The 17,138-nt window shown below is 65.6% G+C and carries 15 protein-coding genes; 6 read left to right on the top strand and 9 right to left on the bottom strand.

The features are described 5' to 3' along the window. The coding region (locus tag EDE12_RS22150; RefSeq protein ID WP_208326070.1) for a hypothetical protein at window positions 1-249 on the top strand (249 nt) is incomplete at its 5' end. Here the strand turns inward: EDE12_RS22150 and EDE12_RS19675 are convergent. Continuing rightward, window positions 242-541 (bottom strand): hypothetical protein, encoded by a 300-nt coding sequence (locus EDE12_RS19675; RefSeq protein ID WP_134188244.1) that lies wholly within the window; start codon window positions 539-541, stop codon window positions 242-244. The two genes, EDE12_RS22150 and EDE12_RS19675, sit on opposite strands and share 8 nt — an antisense overlap. A gap of 41 nt (window positions 542-582) precedes the next feature. On the opposite strand from EDE12_RS19675, the gene EDE12_RS19670 reads away from it, so the two are divergent. Continuing rightward, window positions 583-876, top strand: coding sequence for a hypothetical protein (locus EDE12_RS19670; RefSeq protein WP_026599202.1), 294 nt, complete (start codon window positions 583-585; stop codon window positions 874-876). 220 nt (window positions 877-1,096) lie between these two features. On the opposite strand, the gene EDE12_RS19665 is transcribed toward EDE12_RS19670, so the two are convergent. From EDE12_RS19665 to EDE12_RS19635, 7 genes are all read right to left on the bottom strand, one after another. Beyond that, window positions 1,097-2,140, bottom strand: coding sequence for a methane monooxygenase/ammonia monooxygenase subunit B (locus EDE12_RS19665; protein ID WP_024880806.1), 1,044 nt, complete (start codon window positions 2,138-2,140; stop codon window positions 1,097-1,099). 317 nt (window positions 2,141-2,457) lie between these two features. Further along, window positions 2,458-3,141, bottom strand: coding sequence for a hypothetical protein (locus EDE12_RS19660; protein WP_134188243.1), 684 nt, complete (start codon window positions 3,139-3,141; stop codon window positions 2,458-2,460). An 801-nt stretch (window positions 3,142-3,942) separates the two neighbouring features. Beyond that, window positions 3,943-4,539 (bottom strand): YIP1 family protein, encoded by a 597-nt coding sequence (locus tag EDE12_RS19655; protein ID WP_024880807.1) that lies wholly within the window; start codon window positions 4,537-4,539, stop codon window positions 3,943-3,945. A gap of 94 nt (window positions 4,540-4,633) precedes the next feature. Continuing rightward, on the bottom strand, window positions 4,634-5,113 hold the full coding sequence (locus tag EDE12_RS19650; RefSeq protein ID WP_026599203.1) for a hypothetical protein: 480 nt from the start codon (window positions 5,111-5,113) through the stop codon (window positions 4,634-4,636). A gap of 167 nt (window positions 5,114-5,280) precedes the next feature. Next, window positions 5,281-5,946 (bottom strand): response regulator FixJ, encoded by a 666-nt coding sequence (gene fixJ, locus EDE12_RS19645; RefSeq protein ID WP_024880809.1) that lies wholly within the window; start codon window positions 5,944-5,946, stop codon window positions 5,281-5,283. Further along, entirely contained in the window at window positions 5,943-8,720 is a 2,778-nt protein-coding gene (locus EDE12_RS19640; protein ID WP_245275799.1) for a PAS domain S-box protein, read from the bottom strand. The genes fixJ and EDE12_RS19640 overlap by 4 nt, the downstream gene beginning before the upstream one ends. Before the next feature lie 323 nt (window positions 8,721-9,043). Further along, a complete protein-coding gene (locus EDE12_RS19635) occupies window positions 9,044-10,651 on the bottom strand; it encodes a globin-coupled sensor protein (protein WP_024880811.1) in 1,608 nt (535 codons plus the stop codon). 247 nt (window positions 10,652-10,898) lie between these two features. Here EDE12_RS19635 and EDE12_RS19630 point away from each other — a divergent pair, with 247 nt between their 5' ends. Then, a complete protein-coding gene (locus EDE12_RS19630) occupies window positions 10,899-13,430 on the top strand; it encodes a DUF6165 family protein (protein ID WP_026599204.1) in 2,532 nt (843 codons plus the stop codon). A 29-nt stretch (window positions 13,431-13,459) separates the two neighbouring features. Here the strand turns inward: EDE12_RS19630 and EDE12_RS19625 are convergent, their stop codons facing one another. Further along, window positions 13,460-14,791, bottom strand: a complete 1,332-nt coding sequence (locus EDE12_RS19625; RefSeq protein WP_026599205.1) for a metallopeptidase TldD-related protein — start codon at window positions 14,789-14,791, stop codon at window positions 13,460-13,462. Between the two features lie 205 nt (window positions 14,792-14,996). On the opposite strand from EDE12_RS19625, the gene EDE12_RS19620 reads away from it, so the two are divergent. The 3 genes from EDE12_RS19620 to EDE12_RS19610 all read left to right on the top strand — a co-directional run bounded on the left by EDE12_RS19620 (window position 14,997) and on the right by EDE12_RS19610 (window position 17,030). Beyond that, a complete protein-coding gene (locus EDE12_RS19620) occupies window positions 14,997-15,368 on the top strand; it encodes a DUF2946 family protein (RefSeq protein WP_024880815.1) in 372 nt (123 codons plus the stop codon). Window positions 15,369-15,454: 86 nt separating this feature from the next. Beyond that, the gene (locus EDE12_RS19615; protein ID WP_026599207.1) at window positions 15,455-16,000 is read left to right on the top strand and encodes an RNA polymerase sigma factor; all 546 of its coding nucleotides are present in this window, start codon (window positions 15,455-15,457) and stop codon (window positions 15,998-16,000) included. Between the two features lie 85 nt (window positions 16,001-16,085). Further along, window positions 16,086-17,030: a FecR domain-containing protein gene (locus tag EDE12_RS19610; RefSeq protein WP_026599208.1), complete on the top strand. Its 945-nt coding sequence runs from the start codon at window positions 16,086-16,088 to the stop codon at window positions 17,028-17,030. Window positions 17,031-17,138 lie beyond the last annotated feature (108 nt).

The following is a 17,138-nucleotide window of genomic DNA, read 5'->3' as shown; positions in this document are numbered from 1 at the left end:
GCTCCGCCGATCGCCTGTTGCTCACCCCACGCCCGCGGGCGTATCAACCGCCGGGACTCAACTCGCCGCTGGATGAAACTTCGGGGGCACGTCAGTTGCGATGTGCTTCGCAACAATGAATGGCTCGATGCAACACGCCATGCGCGCTGGTGTCTGGGCCAATTCTCTCAATCGATGGAGAAGGCGGCGCTCATCCATATTACCGGCGTCGCGCATCGCTGCGCGCGCCAGGGCGTCGACGTCAGGTAAAGCGGCAAAAATCGTGCTCACGAAGTCGCCCGCCGCCGAGGGCCGCCTCCCTGAAATCGTGGGATAAGCCGGCGAGCGGCGCCCTGATCACGGGCGCCGAGCGGAGCGCGAGCACGACGCCATGAGCCAACAGGGGAACCGTGTCTTGAAGATAGTTGCGAAAATCCTTTCCGCCTGCGTCGTCGTCGCCGCTGCGTCGCAAAATGCAGCGGCCATGCCGAACGACCCGGATCAACCCGCCGTGAGAGGCCAGTTCTACAAGCAAAATGGCCAGCCGGCGGTGATGTACCAATACACGGACTCTCTCTGGTGCCATGTGTAAGCCCGGACCAGATGAATGCCTATGGCGGCTTCGCGCAGGTCAGGAAAGTCCCTGTGCTCGCGATGGTCGGTCGGCAGACGGGCGATTGCGGCTGGCCCAATGGATTCTACCGTCGCAGCAACGAACCTGCCGTCTACCGGCTCAGCGGACAGGGCGTCGCCCCGAACATCGGCGCGGACATTTGCCATGTCGTCAACGAGCAGCAGATGGCGGCTTTTGGCGGTTTCCGCAAGGTCGTCGTCGTGGAGCCGATTTCGGACCTCGGCCGGGGGCGTCGCGCCGTGACGGAATGCAAGAACCCCTGATCGCAGGCGCGTCCGGCGCGTCTGCGCGGTCTCCGCTCAGCCGAATTTTCGATGGGTCGGGTCGTGCAAAAGACGTGGCGCTGCTGCTTCGGTCCAAAGTGGCGCAGCTTCCGCGAATGCCCGCTTGGGGTCAAAGTTCCTCGTCGCCGTACGAGGAGGATGCGCCAAGAGCCGACGTTCCAACCGAGTCCCCGCCTTCACGATAATCGCCTCGCCGCGCCTAATTGGTGGCGCGAAATTTGGCGTTGATCCGCGTCACGAAACGATGGCCCACCGGAGACCAGAATTCGAGAAAAGCATCGAATGCCGCCGGCATCTTGTTTTTTCTTGCATTCATAACGCTGTCGAAGTCTGAGACGACGAGCTTTACTTCTCTCGTTTCTCCGCTCGTCAATGCGTTATCCGAGTCGATAGACGCGGCCGACGTGTAGACGAGTTGCAGGGGATAGTTTCTTACCGGCGCAGTATAGATCCTGGGATTTAGAAAGCGGCGTTCGTCGACGATCAGTTCCCCGAATTTGACCATTTCGTCGCCGACGTTGCGGGCCTGAAATTCGAGCGTGAGCGTTTTCGCCGCCGCGTCGTAAGCGGCGTCCTTGACGATGGCTTGAATGGCCGGCGGCGCATGAGCGGGGTCGAGCGCGTCGAGAAACTGGCGCTTGAGCTTTTGGTCTTGCGCAGTCTCCGCTGTCTCGGAGGCCGGCGTTTCGACGGCTTTATCGATGCGGACGGCGTAGCGGCGTCCCGCGGATGAAAAGAACGCGAGATATCCGTTTATCCTTATCGAGGAGCCTCGGCGGGAACGTGCGTTGCGTTTGCTCTGGAGGAGGCGATCGAACTCGCCGATCTTCAACGTCGCCTCCCGCGTGCCGTTCGGGTAAATCGGAACCTCGCTATCGAGGCTCGCCGACCGGACAACGAATTTTTCGGGATAGGGCACAGGGAGCTTGAAAAGCGCCGGGTCGAGAAAGCGGAAACCGTCCGCGACCAGTTCCCCGAAGCGCACCGCTTCCGCGCCGGCGTTGGTGACCGACAAGGCGATGACGAGTTCGTGTGTCGATGGAGAATATTTGGCGTCGCGAACGGCGACCTTTATCTTTCCCGCGGCGTCGCTGGACGTCAGGCTGGAAAGGAATTGCTTTACCTGTTGTTCGTCGGCCAATGCCGAGCCTTTCGACGTTTGCGCGTCGCCAGGCGTCGTCGGGACAATTCCGAAAAAGATGGTGAGAAGGAAAAACGTCTTTGCAACGAGTTCAGCGCGCATTGAATGTCTCGCATGTGTGTAGACTGACATCAAGACAGGAGGCGAGCAGAAGCACAAGTTTCGCGCGCGCTGGAAGCCCCGCCTTCGAAATTGAAACCTCGTCGAACTCGACAAAATTCGAAACGAGATAAGTCGTCGAGAGAGTGTCGCCACGACAGCGCTGCCGACCCTGGCGGATGCCTACCCCGAATGTCTCCTCGCGGTCGAGTTCCCCCTTCGCCGTCCCGAGCGGGGAGGCGGCGCTATGAGCCGACCTTCGCCCGATACCTCGAAGGCGACTTTCAGCTCAGCTCGCACGGCGCCGACTATTGCGAAGATCAAAAATCAGGAAACATAAACAAAGGCCTATTATCGCTTCTCAGGCGTGGGCGCCAATCTGGAGGCAACTGTATTTCTATCCACGCCTGCTGAAAAACACGCCGATTGGATTGAAGCGCGCCCGGAGGAATGTGTGGCGTGTTTGCATCGAACACGATAACGTCCCATGGTTTCGGGCTTACGGCGTATCCATTCTTTTGCGATAGACTCAGCAGCTCGGTCTTGTAGATGCGACCATCGTCGATCCTGTGTGAATCGAGAATGGATTCTATATTTTCTTGGTCTGTCAAATCGATAAAAGTTGCTGCTGCGCTGGAAACGCAGAGCAATCGTAAACAAATAATTCTCTCTTCTCTAAGCTGCTCTGACGCCCCCCTCATATCCGAGTGCAGATTTGTATCGAGGCCGCCAAAGGTTGATTGACCAATTCCGACCTGTGACGAAATGACACCGATTCTGTTATTCTCGAGTATGGTCGCTCCCCAACGTATAAAACTGATCGCGGCGCCGCTAACAAATTTTGCAAATGGGCGGATTGGTTCTGGGACGCCGTTTTGCCACCAATCATTGTAAGATTCGCGCCGATCGCTGGAAGCGTAAGAAGCCACGACTTTCCGCTGTTCTTCAGTCAACGAGCCGAGAATACGGGGCGGGATGCCATTCAACGTTAGAAGTGAAGTCATATTGCATCATAACATGAATTTATCGGTCGCGCCCCTCCGGTGGAGTAGCAGTCCGGGCGTCCGACTTGATCTGAACTGTGACGATGGCGGCTTCGGGTCGCAGCTCTTCCCTTCGCCGTCTGACCCTCGTCCGGCCCCGCTTTGCGGGAGGACCCGCGCAGTCGATCGCCCGCGCGCGGGAGACGGGGATGCGCTGGCGTCCACCTCCGCTCGAGAGCCGAATCGCCTCTATGTCGGCCCTTGACGCATCCTGAAAGTATTCCTATCTTCCTCTCGCTCCCGTCGACGAAAGGGCGCGTTCCTCGGGTCGTGGAGCGCGGGCGGGGGCCGGCTCCATCCGGGACGGCGACCCCCGTCCCTGGACAGGCGGCGCGTCGCCGGACCGGCGTTTCTCTCCCGTCCATAGGGAGGGCGAGAGCCGTTCCGTGAGCCCAGGCATTCGGAAGCGATCGCGTCCTGAATGTGAAAACCCAGGATTCGCGGGTCCGAAAGCGCCTCGGGACGTCGACGAGAAGGCGAAGCCGCGTTTCGGGACGCTCCGAAACCACGCATATTTCTTCGCGCTGCGGCCGAAAGGGGTCGGAGCGTCCCGAGCCGCCCCTCCTCCCCCGCCGCCGCGAGGCGCCGGGCGTCTCGGCGTGGGCGGATGATAATCCTATCCTCGATCCGTCGCGGATGAGAATGTTTTCGAGCGAAGTGGGAAAAGGCTCGCGTGACGAAAACACGACCGAGCAAAGAGATGAGAGTCATGCCGGTTCGATCGGAACCGGAATGACTTCAGAGGGAGCGAGACGCCCCGCCTCACACGGTCGGCGTCGGCACCAGCATATGGACGATCATGCCGTGCAGAAAGGACGTCGCTATGCCGAGCACCAGGGCCGCCGCTGTGTAGACGTCCGAATATTCCTCCTTGCTGCGCATCATTCGCGAGACGCCGACATAGAAGAGATAGACCGCGAAGACGCCGAGCACGTCGAGCCAGCGCAGGCCCGGAATGAGGCCGAATATCTCGGCGAGCCAGATGGGTGTGTAGGAATAGGCGATGAGCTTCAGCGCGCGCAGATCGTCGCGCTTGCCCTCGAAGCTGGGCGCCAGCATCGAGATCACCAGAGCCACGCCATAGAGCAGCAGCAGGCCGAGCCCATATTGCAGCGCCGCGCGGATGAGGCCGGTGAAGAAGGAGTAATGCACGATATTGGAGCCGCGCGAAAAGCCGAACAGCCAGCCGCCGAGGAAATTGGCGATCGCCGGCACCGCCGCGAGATAGAGGATGTAATTGCGATAGAGATCGAGAGCGGTCGTCTGCTCCGCCTCGATCGCCGCCCACTCCGTCTTGGGCGACGATATGATGCGCTTGGCGCGCTCTAGAATGTCCCGGAGCCGCTCCTTGATGTCCATGCTTTTCTCCCCTGCCTCGCCCTGTTGCGCCGCGGCGGGAGACTGGCCCAAGGCGCGCGCCGAAACAAGCTCGCGCTTGCGCCATGGCGGGGGATCAGTCGACGCCGGTCCACTCCCGCGCCAGCTCCTCCGCCCCCATCAGCCGCGCGAAGCAGGAGAGGAGCGGCAACGCCCCGGCGCTCTCCTCCTCTCCGTCGAGCGGAGAGGGCGAGGCGTCCTTCACCACTATGATCGGATGGCCGGCGAGAAATCCGTCGATCGCGGTCTCCAGAGCGAGATCGCCGAGCGCATCGCCGAGCAGAATCAGCAGCGGGCCGCCGAGGCCCTCGAACAGCCGCAGGAAGCCGGCGTCGCGCAGCAGCGAGGGCGCCTCGGCGCGCAGCAGCGACGGCTCGCCAGCCGCCGCGCCGACGGAATCCGCCCGCTCCAGAGCGAGATCGCGCTCGACGAAGACGGTCGGCAGGCCGGCCGCCTCCCATCGTCGCAGCAGTCTCGCGCCAGCCGTTTCGAGAGCGCCAGGCTTTCGCGTCGGCCGCGGCTCGCGCGGACGGCGCCTCTCGGCGATGCAAACCAATATGGCCCTTGGTCGCGGGTCGAGGATCGGCGATCGAAACACAGTCGGATCCGTTCCAAAATGCGGCCTTGGCCGTCCGGCGCCGTCGCCGGTCTTTCGAGGCCTGCGTGAAATCTCGTAATTTTCTACCTATACGTGAAGGATAGCAGAGCCTGCGCCTCGCCGCATCATCCATCGCCCCTCGCCTCGTCCCTCGCCTCGCTCTGGCCCTCCGCCTCGCGCTCGGCCCGCGGCGCCTGCACCAGCGACATGCGCACCAGCTCCGGCAGGCTGCCGGCCTGCATCTTGGCCATCACATTGGCGCGATGCACCTCCACGGTGCGCACGCTTATGCCGAGCTCATGGGCGATGATCTTATTGGGCTGGCCCCGCAGCAGAGCGGCCAGCACCTCGTTCTCGCGGCTCGTCAGCGTGGTGAGCCGGCGCTGGATCTCCTGCGCCTGCAAATCACGCGCACGCTTGCCGCTGTCATAGGCGAGCGCCTGGCGCACGGCGGAGAGGAGCGATTCATCGGTGAAGGGCTTTTCCAGAAGATCGAGCGCGCCTTCCTTCATCGCCTGCACGGCAAGCGGCACATCGGCATGGGCGGAGATCACCACCACCGGCAGCGACAGCCCCATGTTCTTCACCTTCAGCAGCAGCTCTATGCCGGTCATCTCCGGCATGCGCACGTCGGTGACGATGCAGCCTGTGGCGGCGCGATCGACTCCGGCGAGAAAATCGACGGCCGATCCATGCGTCGTCACCTCATGGCCTTCGGTCCGCAACAGCAAGCGCAGCGCGTCGCGGACGGCGGCGTCGTCGTCGATGACATGCACGGTCGGCTCGCTCACTCTTCCTCCTCCATCGCGGCCAGCGGCAGCGTGAAGCTGAATGTCGCGCCGCCGTCGCTATTGGGACCGGCCCAGATTTTTCCGTAATGCGCCTCGACGATGGAGCGCGCGATGGTGAGGCCGACTCCGAGCCCGTTCGGCTTGGTCGTCGCGAAGGGCTCGAAGAGGCTCGCGCGCGCTTCCGCGGAGAGCCCCGCGCCCGTGTCGGCCACATCCACCCGCACCATCGATCGGCCGCAGAGCGCGGTCGAGATCGTCATCCGACGCGTGCGCGAAGCGCTCATCGCGTCGCGCGCATTGCGCATGAGATTGACCAGCACCTGCTTGATCTGCACGCGATCGGCGAGAATGCGATCGTCGGCGGCGTCGAGGCGAAAGACGACATTTATGCCCGACTGCTTGGCTTCGACGATGACGAGCTCTTGCGCCTCGTCGAGGATGTCGTGCAAATTCTGCAATGTCTTGTCCGGCTCGCCGCGCGAGATGAACTCGCGCAGATGCGCGATGATCTGGCCGGCGCGCACGATCTGCGTCGCGGCGTTGTCGAGCGCGTCCTCCACATTGGCGGGGCGCTGCTCGACCGGCATTTGCAGCAGGCGGCGCGCCGCCTTCAGATAGATGGCCGTGGCAGAGAGCGGCTGATTGAGCTCATGCGCGAGGCCGGCCGCGAGCTCGCCCACCGCGTCCAGCCGCTCGGCGTGCAGCTTCTGCATGCGCGCCTCGATCTTGCTCCGCTCGGTGAGGTCGCGGATGAAGGCGATATAGAGCCGGCGGCCATGATAGGAGGCTTCGCTGACCGCGAGATCGACGGGAAAGAGCCCGCCGTCCTTGCGACGACCCTGCGTCTCCACGACATTGCCGAGCGACTCCCGCTCTTCCATGAAGCAGGCGCCGGCGCCGGCCTTGCGGCCGCCGAAGAGGCGCACCGGCACCAGAGTCTCGACATGCGCGCCGATCGCCTCCGCCTTCGCATAGCCGAACATGCGCACGGCGGCGCAGTTGAGCGATTGGATCGCGCCTTTCTCATCGACGGTGAGGATGGCGTCATGCGCCCCCTCCACCGTGGCGTAGAGGCGCGCCTCCTTGTCCACCAGCGCCTGCTCTATGCGCTTGCGCTCGGTGACGTCCTGCAGATAGCCGTGCCACAGAGTCGCGCCATCGGGCTCGCGCGTCGGCTTCGATTGCGCATCCACCCATATCCAGCCCTTGCGCGGATGATTATAGCGATAGCTCTCGCGCCATACGCTCATCGAGCGCGCCGATTCGGCGATGCTGGCGAGCACGCGCGGCAGATCGTCGGCATGGACGCGCGCGAACTTGCCGTCGACGCCCTGCCGCAATGTCTCGGCGTCCATGCCGTAAATGTCTTCCACATTGGGCGAGGTATAAGGCATCGAGGCCCTGCCGTCGGGGCCGAGCCGATAAGAGGCGATGAGGCCCGGCACGGAGGCGGCGATGCCGGCGAGCTGATCGGCGAGCCGCGCCTTCTCGCGCAATTCGGACTCGATCGCCTTTTTCTCGGTGATGTCGCTGACGACGCCGATGAGCCGCACGGCGCGGCCGTTCTCCACCAAGGCCTGGGCGCGACATGCGATCCAGCGCAGAGCGCCGTCGCTCTTTCTGTGGATGCGGAACTCTGCCTGATAGCGCCCCTCGCCGTGCGGATCGACCGCCGAGCGCATCGATTGGCGCACCGACGCGACATCATCCTCGTGCACGATGGCGAAGACCACCTCCGGCGAGAGCGGCTGATCGGCGGGAAAGCCATAGATCTCGCGATATTTCTGATCGGCCTCGGTGACGTCCGCTGCGATGTCGTATTCCCAGCTGCCGATCGCGCCGGCGGCGAGCGCGAGACGCAGGCGCTCATTGCTGCGCCGCAGAGAATCCTCGATCTCGCGGCGGTCGGTCACATCGATGGCGGCGCCGATCGCGCGCGTCGCGACGACGCCGCGCGCGGTGCGGCGGAACTCGAATTGTCCGGCGAGGGCGATCCAGCGCAAGGCGCCGTCCATGCGCCTGATGCGCATCTCATGGCTCCACTCGCCATTCTTGGCGCCCGCGCAGGCCTCGAGAAACTTGCGCTCGAAATCGCTCTTGTCGGCCTCCAGCAGCATGGCCCCCGCCTCGGCGAAGCAGAGCGTCTGATCCGGCGCCAATCCCAGAATCTCATGCATGGTGACGGAGAAGCGGCTCGTCCCGGTGACGAGATCGACGTCGAAAGTGCCGACGCCGCCAGCGGCCACGGCGAGCCGCGACCATTTCTCGCGCTCGCGCAACGCCTCATTGGCGGCGAAGGAGCGCTCCATCCATTTCGTCTGGGTGAGATCTGTGACGATGGCGAGGCGCGGCCGCGCATCCTCGGCCGGCGCGCCCAGCTCGACGCTCGCCGACAGCAGCGAGCCGTCGGCGCGGCGAATCTCGAACTCGCGGCTCGCCGCCTCCGGCGCCGCGAAGAAAGCGGCGAAGCGCTCGGCCTGATCCGGCGCGATATGATCGAGCATGTTGTCGCCGATGAGCTGCGCCGCCGGGCGGCCGATCATCTCGCGAAACTGGCGATTGCAATGCAGGATCACGCCCTCGGGCGAAAGCTCGATCGAGCCTTCGCGCATCTGCTCGAGCAGACGACGGCAGAAATGCTCGGCGCCCTCGCTCGACGATGGGGACGCAGCCGGCGCCGTTCGCGCTCCGAGACGCTCGCGGCTCTGCCCGGCCTCGAGAAGAAGCCGCCGCAGATCCTCGATATCCTGAAGCTGATCGCCCAGTTCGTCCACCGACTTCCTCTCCCCCTTCCGAGACGCGAGCGTCGTTGGACGCCCGAACCGGGAAGGTGTTCGCGCGACACCGCAGCCGCGGACCGCGCTTTTTGCGGACGTCGCGTTCGAGCCGTCGGCGACGCGCTTTAGAGGCGAGAGTTCGCGCCTCGCTTAGGGATTCGGTGGCTTGTAAGGCAGGCGCGGCCGACAGGCTTCCTGTGGAAACTACTTAGCGCGCTCTTTGCTCTACTATGCCGGAAGCGCGAAAAAATATGCGCCAGATCAATCATCTGGCGCATATTGTGAAAGAAGCGACCTATATTTCGTTCGCATTCGAACGATCAGAACTCTTCCCAGCTCTCATCCGCGGACGGAGCCGAGGCGCCGCGACCGCCGGCCGAAGCGACGCGCCGCCTCGCCGGCGCCGCCTCGACGCGCCGCTCGCTCGCGCGCGGAACGGCCGCCGGACGCGCGCTCTCGCCGCGCTCGATGCGGAAAACGGAGATGAGGCTCGAGAGCTCTTCCGCCTCATGGCTGAGGCTGTGGCTCGCCGCCGTCGTCTCCTCGACCATTGTGGCGTTCTGCTGCGTCATGCTGTCGAGCTGGCCGACCGCGCGATTGACCTCGGTGAGGCCGGTCGCCTGCTCGCGCGAGCCTGCGGCGATGTCCGTCACCACGCGGCTCACCTCGCCGACCTGCGAGACGATGCGCTCCAGCGCCGCGCCGGTCTCCGTCACCAGCACCACGCCATTCTCGACCTGCGAGGTCGAGGCGGCGATCAGCGCCTTGATCTCCTTGGCCGCCTCCGCCGAGCGCTGCGCCAGCGCGCGCACTTCCGAGGCGACGACGGCGAAGCCGCGTCCCGCCTCGCCCGCGCGCGCCGCCTCGACGCCGGCGTTGAGCGCCAGAAGATTGGTCTGGAAGGCGATCTCGTCGATGACGCCGATGATCTTGCCGATATCGCGCGTCGAATTCTCAATGCGCCGCATCGCCTCCACGGCGTCGCGCACGATGGCGCCGCCCTTCTCGGCGTCGGATCGCGTCACCTCGAAGACCTCGCTCGCATGGCGCGTGCTGTCGGCGGTCTTGTTCACCGTCGCGGTGATCTCCTCGAGCGCGGCGGCCGTCTCCTCGAGATTGGCGGCCTGCGCCTCGGTGCGGCGCGCGAGATTGTCGGAGGCTTTGGCGATCTCGACGCTCGATGAACGGATGGCGCTCGCAGAATCACCCACATCGGCGAAGGCCGTGGCGAGCTTGGCGGCCGCATTGTTGAAGTCTTCCTTGATCTTGTCGAAGCCGCCATCGAGCTTGTCGACGACGCGCCGCTGCAGATCGCCGCGGGCGAGCTCCTCGAGCGCATGGGCCATCACGTCGATCGCATGGCGCTGATGCGCCTCGGCCTCCGCGCGCTGCGCCTCGGCGGTGCGGCGCTCCTCGCGCAGCACGTCGAGATAGACCGACACGGAGAGATTCATGTCGAGGAAGACGGCCTTGACGAGCGCTGCGACGCCGCGGGAGGTGCGATCGACGCGCGTCTTGCCGGCGAGCATGGAGCCCGAGAGATTGTCCTCGACAATGGCTTGGATCAGACGCTCGGTGATGAGGGCATAGGCGGAAATATAGAAGCTCGGCTCCAAGCCGATGCGGGCGTGCGCCTGGCCGACGGCCGTCACCATGCGCACATATTCCGCGCCGAACTCGGCCTCGGTGATCTGCGCCCAATGGCGCATCTGCGCGGATTTCGCCGCCGCCATATGGCGCTCGTCGGAGAAGAAGCCGCGCAGCTTCACGTCGCCGCGAACCTTCTCGTAAAAAGCGTCGAGAGCCGGGCCGAGGGCCTTCGAGATGACAGGCTTGACTTGGCGCAAGGCGCCGCGGGCCGCCTCGTTCATCTCCATGAACGCCAAACTGTCGTCCAGAGACGAGCTGCTCTTCGAAGACTCGGCCATCTTTTGCTCCCGCAATTCGTTAACCATCGGGCGCGCTGCCTCCGCGAATCAAATTCGCGCATTCCCGTGATGATGGATTAAGCGATATGGGAAGTTTCGGCATTACTAACACGTCACAATTCGTCATTGCATCGCACAGTCCTGCGGCGCTGAAACATTATCACATCAGTAAAATATTGGACGTCAGTTCGAGACAAGCTCGCCTCGCTAGTCGAAATCTTCGTCCCTCTGCGTCGAGGCTAGCTCGTTGAAATCGAAACAGCAGAAACGACATGTGGCCGCCGCGCCGCAGCCCGCCGATGCGAGCGAATTGCTCGCCGATCTCATGGCGAGCCTGCGAGCGGACGATCTCGCGACCGCATTGCGTAAAATCGACGCATCCCGCGCGCTGGTCGACCGGCATGCGTTCGCGAGCTATCTCGCCGGCCTCGTCCGCGTCTCGCTCGGACAGGACGAAGCGGCGATCGATCATTTCGGCAAAGCGATCGCCATCGATCCCGATCATGCGCAAGCGCTCTACGGCCGCGCGGTGGCGTTGCAAAAATCCGGACGGCCGGAGGCGGCCGTAACCGACCACGCGCGATCGCTGCGGCTCGATCCCGGCAATGTCGAGGGATGGCTGAATTACGGCGTCGCTCTGCAAATGGCCGGACGCAGCGCCGAGGCCGTCGAGGCCTATGGGCAATTGCTGGCGCGCGCGCCCGACCATGCGCAGGGCTTCGCCAATCGCGGCCTCTCGCTGCATGCGATCGGCGAGGATGCGCGCGCGATCGAAGATTACGACCGCGCCGTCGCGCTTCTTCCCGCCGATCCCGTGCCGCTGCGCAACAAGGCCGTCTCGCTCGCGCGTCTCGCGCGGCATGAGGAAGCGCTCGATTGCTTCGCGCGCGCCTTCGCGCTCGATCCCTCCTGTCTCGACGCCGCCGATGGCGCGCTCGCGGCGCTCGTCGCCCTGCGCCTCTACGAGGACGCCGTCTCCTTCTGCGACACTGTGCTGAGCCTCGCGCCCGGCCATGTTCCGGCGCTGCTGACCAAGGCCAATGCGCTGCACGAAACCAAGCGCTACGCCGCCGCGCTCGCAATATTCGACGAAGCCCTCGCGCGCGCGCCGCAGGATCCCAAGCTGCTGACCAATCGCGGCATGTGCCTGTTCGAGCTCGGCCGGCTCGAGGAGGCGCTGTCTTGCGCGCTCGCCGCCATCGCCGCCGATCCGACATTCGCGCTCGCCTGGCGCTGTCGCGGCATGGTCGAGATGCGCCGCTCCGATCTCGACGACGCCCTCGCCTCCTTCGACGAGGCGCTGCGCCTCGCCGATGATGAGCCGGACGTGCATTGCGGCCGCGGCATCGTGCTGAAGGAGCTCGGCCGCTTCGACGAGGCGCGCGCGCAATTCGACCATGCGCTCGCGATCGATCCGCGCCATGCGGAGACGAAAGCCAATAAGGGCACGCTGCTGCTGCTGCGCGGCGAGTTCGAGCAAGGCCTAGAGCTGTTCGAGCATCGCTGGGTGCTGGACGATCGCCCCAAGACCGAGGTCGCCTATCGTTGGCCGGAATGGCGCGGCGAGCCGCTGGCCGGCAAGTCGCTCCTCATTCTCGACGAGGCGGGCCTCGGCGACGCGCTGCAATTCATCCGCTATGCGCCTTTGCTGGCGAAGGCGGGCGCCAAGGTCGCCTATCATTGCCGCCCCGCGCTGCTGCGCCTGATGCGCGGCCTCGGCGAGACTGTCGAGATCATCGCCGCTCCGGCGCAGGATGCGGCCTATGATTATTGCGTCACTCTGTGCAGCCTGCCACACGCCTTCGGCACGCGCGCGGAGACGATACCGGGCGAATCCTATCTTCATGCGGAGCCGGAGCGCGTCGCTTTGTGGCGCGAGCGTCTTGCCGGCGAAGGATTGAAGGTCGGAATCGCCTGGCAAGGCAGCGCGCATTCGCGCTCCGACCATGCGCGCGCCGCGCCGCTCTCGGCTTTCGCGCCGCTCGGCGCCATTGCGGGCGTGCGGCTCTATAGCCTTCAGAAGAATTTCGGCGCCGATCAATTGCGCGACGCGCCCATGCGCGTCATGTCCTTCGGCGCGGATTTCGACGCCGGCGCGGATGCTTTCGTCGATACGGCGGCGGTCATCGAGAATCTCGATCTCGTCGTGACGATCGACACCTCCATCGCCCATCTCGCCGGCGCGCTCGGCAAGCCGGTGTGGATCGCGATCAAGCATGCGCCGGAATGGCGCTGGCAATTGGAGCGCGAGGACAGCCCCTGGTATCACAGCGCGCGCCTGTTCCGTCAGGAGAAGCGCGGCGATTGGAGCGACGTCTTCGCGCGCATCGCGCGTGAGCTCGCAGCGCTCGCGGCGTCGCATGCGCGGCCGGCCGAGGCGGACGCCATTCTCATTCCCGGCTCGGTGGGTGATCTCATCGACCGCATCACGATTCTCGAGATAAAGGCGCGCAAGATCGCCGACGCCGAAAAGCTCGCCAATGTGGCGCGCGAGCTCGCTCTGCTACAGGGACTGCGCGACGAGCGCGGCTTCGTCGGCGGCGCGCTGGACGCGCTGGCGCGCGAGCTGGAGGAGACCAATCTCGCGCTGTGGAATATCGAGGACGATATTCGCAATTGCGACAAGCGGGGCGATTTCGGCGATGAGTTCATCGCGCTGGCGCGCAGCGTCTATCAGCGCAACGACCATCGCGCGGCGCTGAAGAAGCGCATCAACCTTGCCTGCGGCTCATTGATCGTGGAAGAGAAATCCTATGACGAGGCGCCGCGCGCCTCGTGAGCTATCGCTGACCGCTTCGCGCGGCGCGCTCAAATCCCGCTCGATTTCGACGAGAACTCGAAACCTTCGATCAGCATCGGCGGGGCCGAGATCGCCGCGCCGCCCATCTCGGTCTTCACGCGCTCGCTCGCGCCGATCGCCGCTATGCGCGAGAAGGCGCCGTGGAGATTTTCATTGAAGCGCATATTGCGCACGGGCGCGACGATCTCGCCATTCTCGATGAGGAAATTGCCGTCGCGCGTCAGCCCGGTGAGCAGCAGGCCGCGCGGCTCGACTATATTGGTGTACCAGAAGCGCGTCACCAATATGCCGCGCCGCACGCCGCGGATCATCTCCTCGAGGGGAGTCGTCCCGCCGGCCACGGTGAAATTATGCGCCGCGGGAATGGCCTCGGCGCCGGTCTTCTGCGCCCAATAGCGTGGGCGCGCGAGCGTCTTCAGCACGCCCTTGTCCACCCACCGCCGCGCCTCTTGCGCGAGCCCTTCTTCGCCGAAGGGCGCCTCTGGCGCGATCGCGTCGCGCGGATCGGAGCGCATGGAGAAATCGGCGCTGAACAAAGCGTCGCCGAGCTTGGTTCCGCCGCCGGCGCGCGAAAAGAAGCTGCGGCCTTCGTCGGCCGGGCGCGCGCGCAGCATCCACATCAGCCATTGCGCCAGCTCGCCCACCGCCGTCGGCTCCAATATCACCGTATAGCGTCCGGGCTCGAGATCGAGCGGCTCCTCGTCGCGGGCGGCCTTCAGCGCGGCGCGGCGGCCTATGTCGGCGGGATCGAGCTGCGCGACCGAAAAATGGCGGGCGCCGGCCCAGCCGGACCAGCCGTCGCTCTTATGGCGCGCGGTGGTCGAGAGATCGACGAAGCTCTCGCGATCATACGCGAAGAGTCCGGCGCTCGAGGCCAGCGCCGAGAAGCGGCGGCCGGCCGCCGCGCAGCCGAACATGTTCACGCCTCGCGCCGTCCCCTCGGCGACGACGCGCGCGGTCGCCTCGGCGAGAAAGCGAAGATCGAGCGCTCCGGTCGCCTCGTCGTAGCGGGCGCTCTCCGAATAGGCCTGCGCGCCGAGCGGCGACAGAAATTCGGGGTCCGCCGGCAAGAGGCGCGCGATCTCCTCCGAGCGCGCCACGGCGCGGGCGAGCTCCTCCCATTCGAGCCCGCCGACCGAGACCGCGCCGACCCGCCCGCCGACATGCGACTCTATGCGCGTGTTCACGCGCGCCGTCGCGACATTGGTGGTGACGCCGCCGCCGGCGAAGCGCAGGCTCTGCGCCTCCTCGCCCTCGATACGGATCACGCAGGACTCCGCCGCGGACAGGGACCGCAGACGATCGGCGAGGGCGAGGGCGTCGTCTCGCGTCAGGAACATGGCCGGCCTTTCTCATTCGACGGGTCCGGCGGCGGCCGGCAGTCGCATGATAAGATGGTTGTCCGCCGTTCGAAAGCGTCTGGCGCGGCCGCGACTGTGGCCGCCGCGCAACAGCGGCTCGGATATTCGGCCGCAGCGGCCCCGGATCATTGACCCGGGAATTCCAGCGGACCTATTTTTGCGCCCGATGAGGACATTCTCCTCCATGCGCCGCCCGGCGCGCCGGCTCCTCGCCTGCGCAACGGTGATTCTCGCCCTATTGCAGGCCGTCGCCCTCTTCGGCTCGATAGCGCGCGCGCATGGCGATGTCGGCTTCTCCTCCGCTCTCTCGGCCAGCGCGCTCTGCGCCGCCGCCCGCGACAGCGACGGAACGCCACTCGCCCATCACGCCGGCGAGCATCATTGCGTCCTGTGCTCGGATCGCGGCGCCGAGCCGCCCGCCCTCGCGCCCATCGCCGCGCCGCTTTCGCTGCGGCCGGACGGCGTCGCCAGCATAGGCGCGCGGGCGCTGTCGCCGCGCGCGCCGCCGCTCGGCTGGGCGAGCTCCTGGTCCTCACGCGCGCCGCCATCGGCCTGAAAATCGAATGCCGCCGCCCCTCGGGCGAGCGGCCGGTCTCGACTTTTCGGTTCCATCGCGCTCGCGCGCCAGCCAGGGCGTTTCCATTGTCTCGATCGATCTCGTCGCGCGGCGATCGGCCTGCGGACGCCAAACCCTGGCGGTTCCGCGAGCTGTTCCTCGCCCATAAGCGCGATCTCTTCGGCTTTCTCGTGCGCAAGGTCGGCGCCGTCGATGCGCCGGATCTGCTGCAGGAGACGTTCCTGCGCATGGTCCGCCATGATCGGCCCGAGACCATCGAGGACCCGCCGGCCTTTCTGAAACAGATCGCGGTCAATCTCGCCCGCGACTTCGCCCGCCGCCGCAAGACCGAGGAGAGCCGTCTCCAATTCGGCGACTATGTGATCGACCCGCCGGCGCCGGAAACGCCGATCGAGGAGCGGCTCGACTATGAGCGGCGCTCGGCGCTGCTGAAGGCGGCCATAGAGACATTGCCGCCGCGCTGCCGCGAGGCCTTCGAGCTGCATATCTATAATGACGTCCCGCTCGCCGAGGTGGCGCGGCGGATGGACATATCCGACCGCATGGCGCGCAAGCATGTGAGCCTCGCGCTGCGCGCCTGCCGCGCCGCGCTGCGGAGCGAGGCCGAGTGATTTTTTCCCGTTTCGAGGTTCCGCCTCGCGCCGGGGCCGCGTCATCTATACTGTCGCGCGCGGCGCCTCGAGGACGGATGGAGAGATGACCGGGGATAAGGCGAGAGAACCCGCGCCGGACGAAGCCGGGGACGCCGCGATCGAATGGTTCGTGCGCCTGCGCGAGGGGAAGCTCTCGGCCGAGGAGACGGCCGCCTTCGAGGCCTGGCGCGCCGAGCCGGCGCATGCGGCCGCTTTCGACGACGTGCTGCATATGTACGGCCACCTCGCCGGCATGAGCCCTGCCCACCGCATGCGGCCGGCGCCGCGCGCCGCGCGCGAGATGCGGGCGGCGGCCCTCGCCTTCGCCGCGGCGGCGGCTGTCGCGGTCTTCGCCTCTTATGATGAAATCGTCCTGCGGCTCGAGGCGGACCACTTCACCGGCGTCGGCGAGAAGCGTCTGGTGACGCTGGACGACGGCTCGCATGTGCTGCTCGACTCGCGCTCGGCCATTGCAGTGCGCTATGCGGCGGGCGAGCGGCGGCTCCGCCTCCTCTCGGGCGAGGCCTGGTTCGACGTCGCGCCCGACGCTTCGCGCCCCTTTGTCGTCGAGGCGGGCGACGGCCGCGTCACCGCGCTCGGCACCGCCTTCGATGTGGCGCTGGAAAAAAGCGGCGCGCGCGTCACTGTGACGGAGCACCGCGTCGGCGTCGCCAGCGGCGGCAAGACCACGATCGTCGAAGAGGGCCAGCAGACCGCCTTCGAGCGCGACGCGCCGGCGCGCGCGCCCGAGACGATCGATATCGACACGGCGACCGCCTGGCGGCGCGGCAAGCTCATCGTCAATCGGCAGCCGCTCGGCGATGTGCTCGCCGCGCTCGGCCGCTATCATCGCGGCTATATTTATTGCGTCGATCGCGCGATCTGCGCGCGGCGCATCTCCGGCGTCTTCGGCGCGCAGGAGGACGCGCTGCAATCCTTGGCGGAAATAGAGGCCTCGCTCGGCCTGCGCGCCATCCATGTCACCAGCTATCTGATCCTTCTGTATTGAATTCGAACGCTTCATCGGCGCGCGAATTTTTTCGAGCGAGGGAGGTTCCGCTTTTTCCGCCTGCTGCGTCCTGTTCCCGAGAGCCCGAACTCTATGGCGGGCATTGCG

The organism is Methylosinus sp. sav-2 (genome assembly GCF_004366495.1).
Lineage (GTDB): Bacteria > Pseudomonadota > Alphaproteobacteria > Rhizobiales > Beijerinckiaceae > Methylosinus.
Note: the sequence above shows the minus strand (reverse complement) of the source record. Positions and strands in the feature narration are given on the sequence as shown.

Bases quoted from the DNA above. Each gene is read 5' to 3' on its own strand.
- EDE12_RS19670 (WP_026599202.1), top strand. From the start codon at position 583: ATGAATGCCTATGGCGGCTTCGCGCAGGTCAGGAAAGTCCCTGTGCTC.
- EDE12_RS19665 (WP_024880806.1), bottom strand. From the start codon at position 2,140: ATGCGCGCTGAACTCGTTGCAAAGACGTTTTTCCTTCTCACCATCTTT.
- EDE12_RS19660 (WP_134188243.1), bottom strand. From the start codon at position 3,141: ATGACTTCACTTCTAACGTTGAATGGCATCCCGCCCCGTATTCTCGGC.
- EDE12_RS19655 (WP_024880807.1), bottom strand. From the start codon at position 4,539: ATGGACATCAAGGAGCGGCTCCGGGACATTCTAGAGCGCGCCAAGCGC.
- EDE12_RS19635 (WP_024880811.1), bottom strand. From the start codon at position 10,651: ATGGCCGAGTCTTCGAAGAGCAGCTCGTCTCTGGACGACAGTTTGGCG.
- EDE12_RS19625 (WP_026599205.1), bottom strand. From the start codon at position 14,791: ATGTTCCTGACGCGAGACGACGCCCTCGCCCTCGCCGATCGTCTGCGG.
- EDE12_RS19620 (WP_024880815.1), top strand. From the start codon at position 14,997: ATGCGCCGCCCGGCGCGCCGGCTCCTCGCCTGCGCAACGGTGATTCTC.
- EDE12_RS19610 (WP_026599208.1), top strand. From the start codon at position 16,086: ATGACCGGGGATAAGGCGAGAGAACCCGCGCCGGACGAAGCCGGGGAC.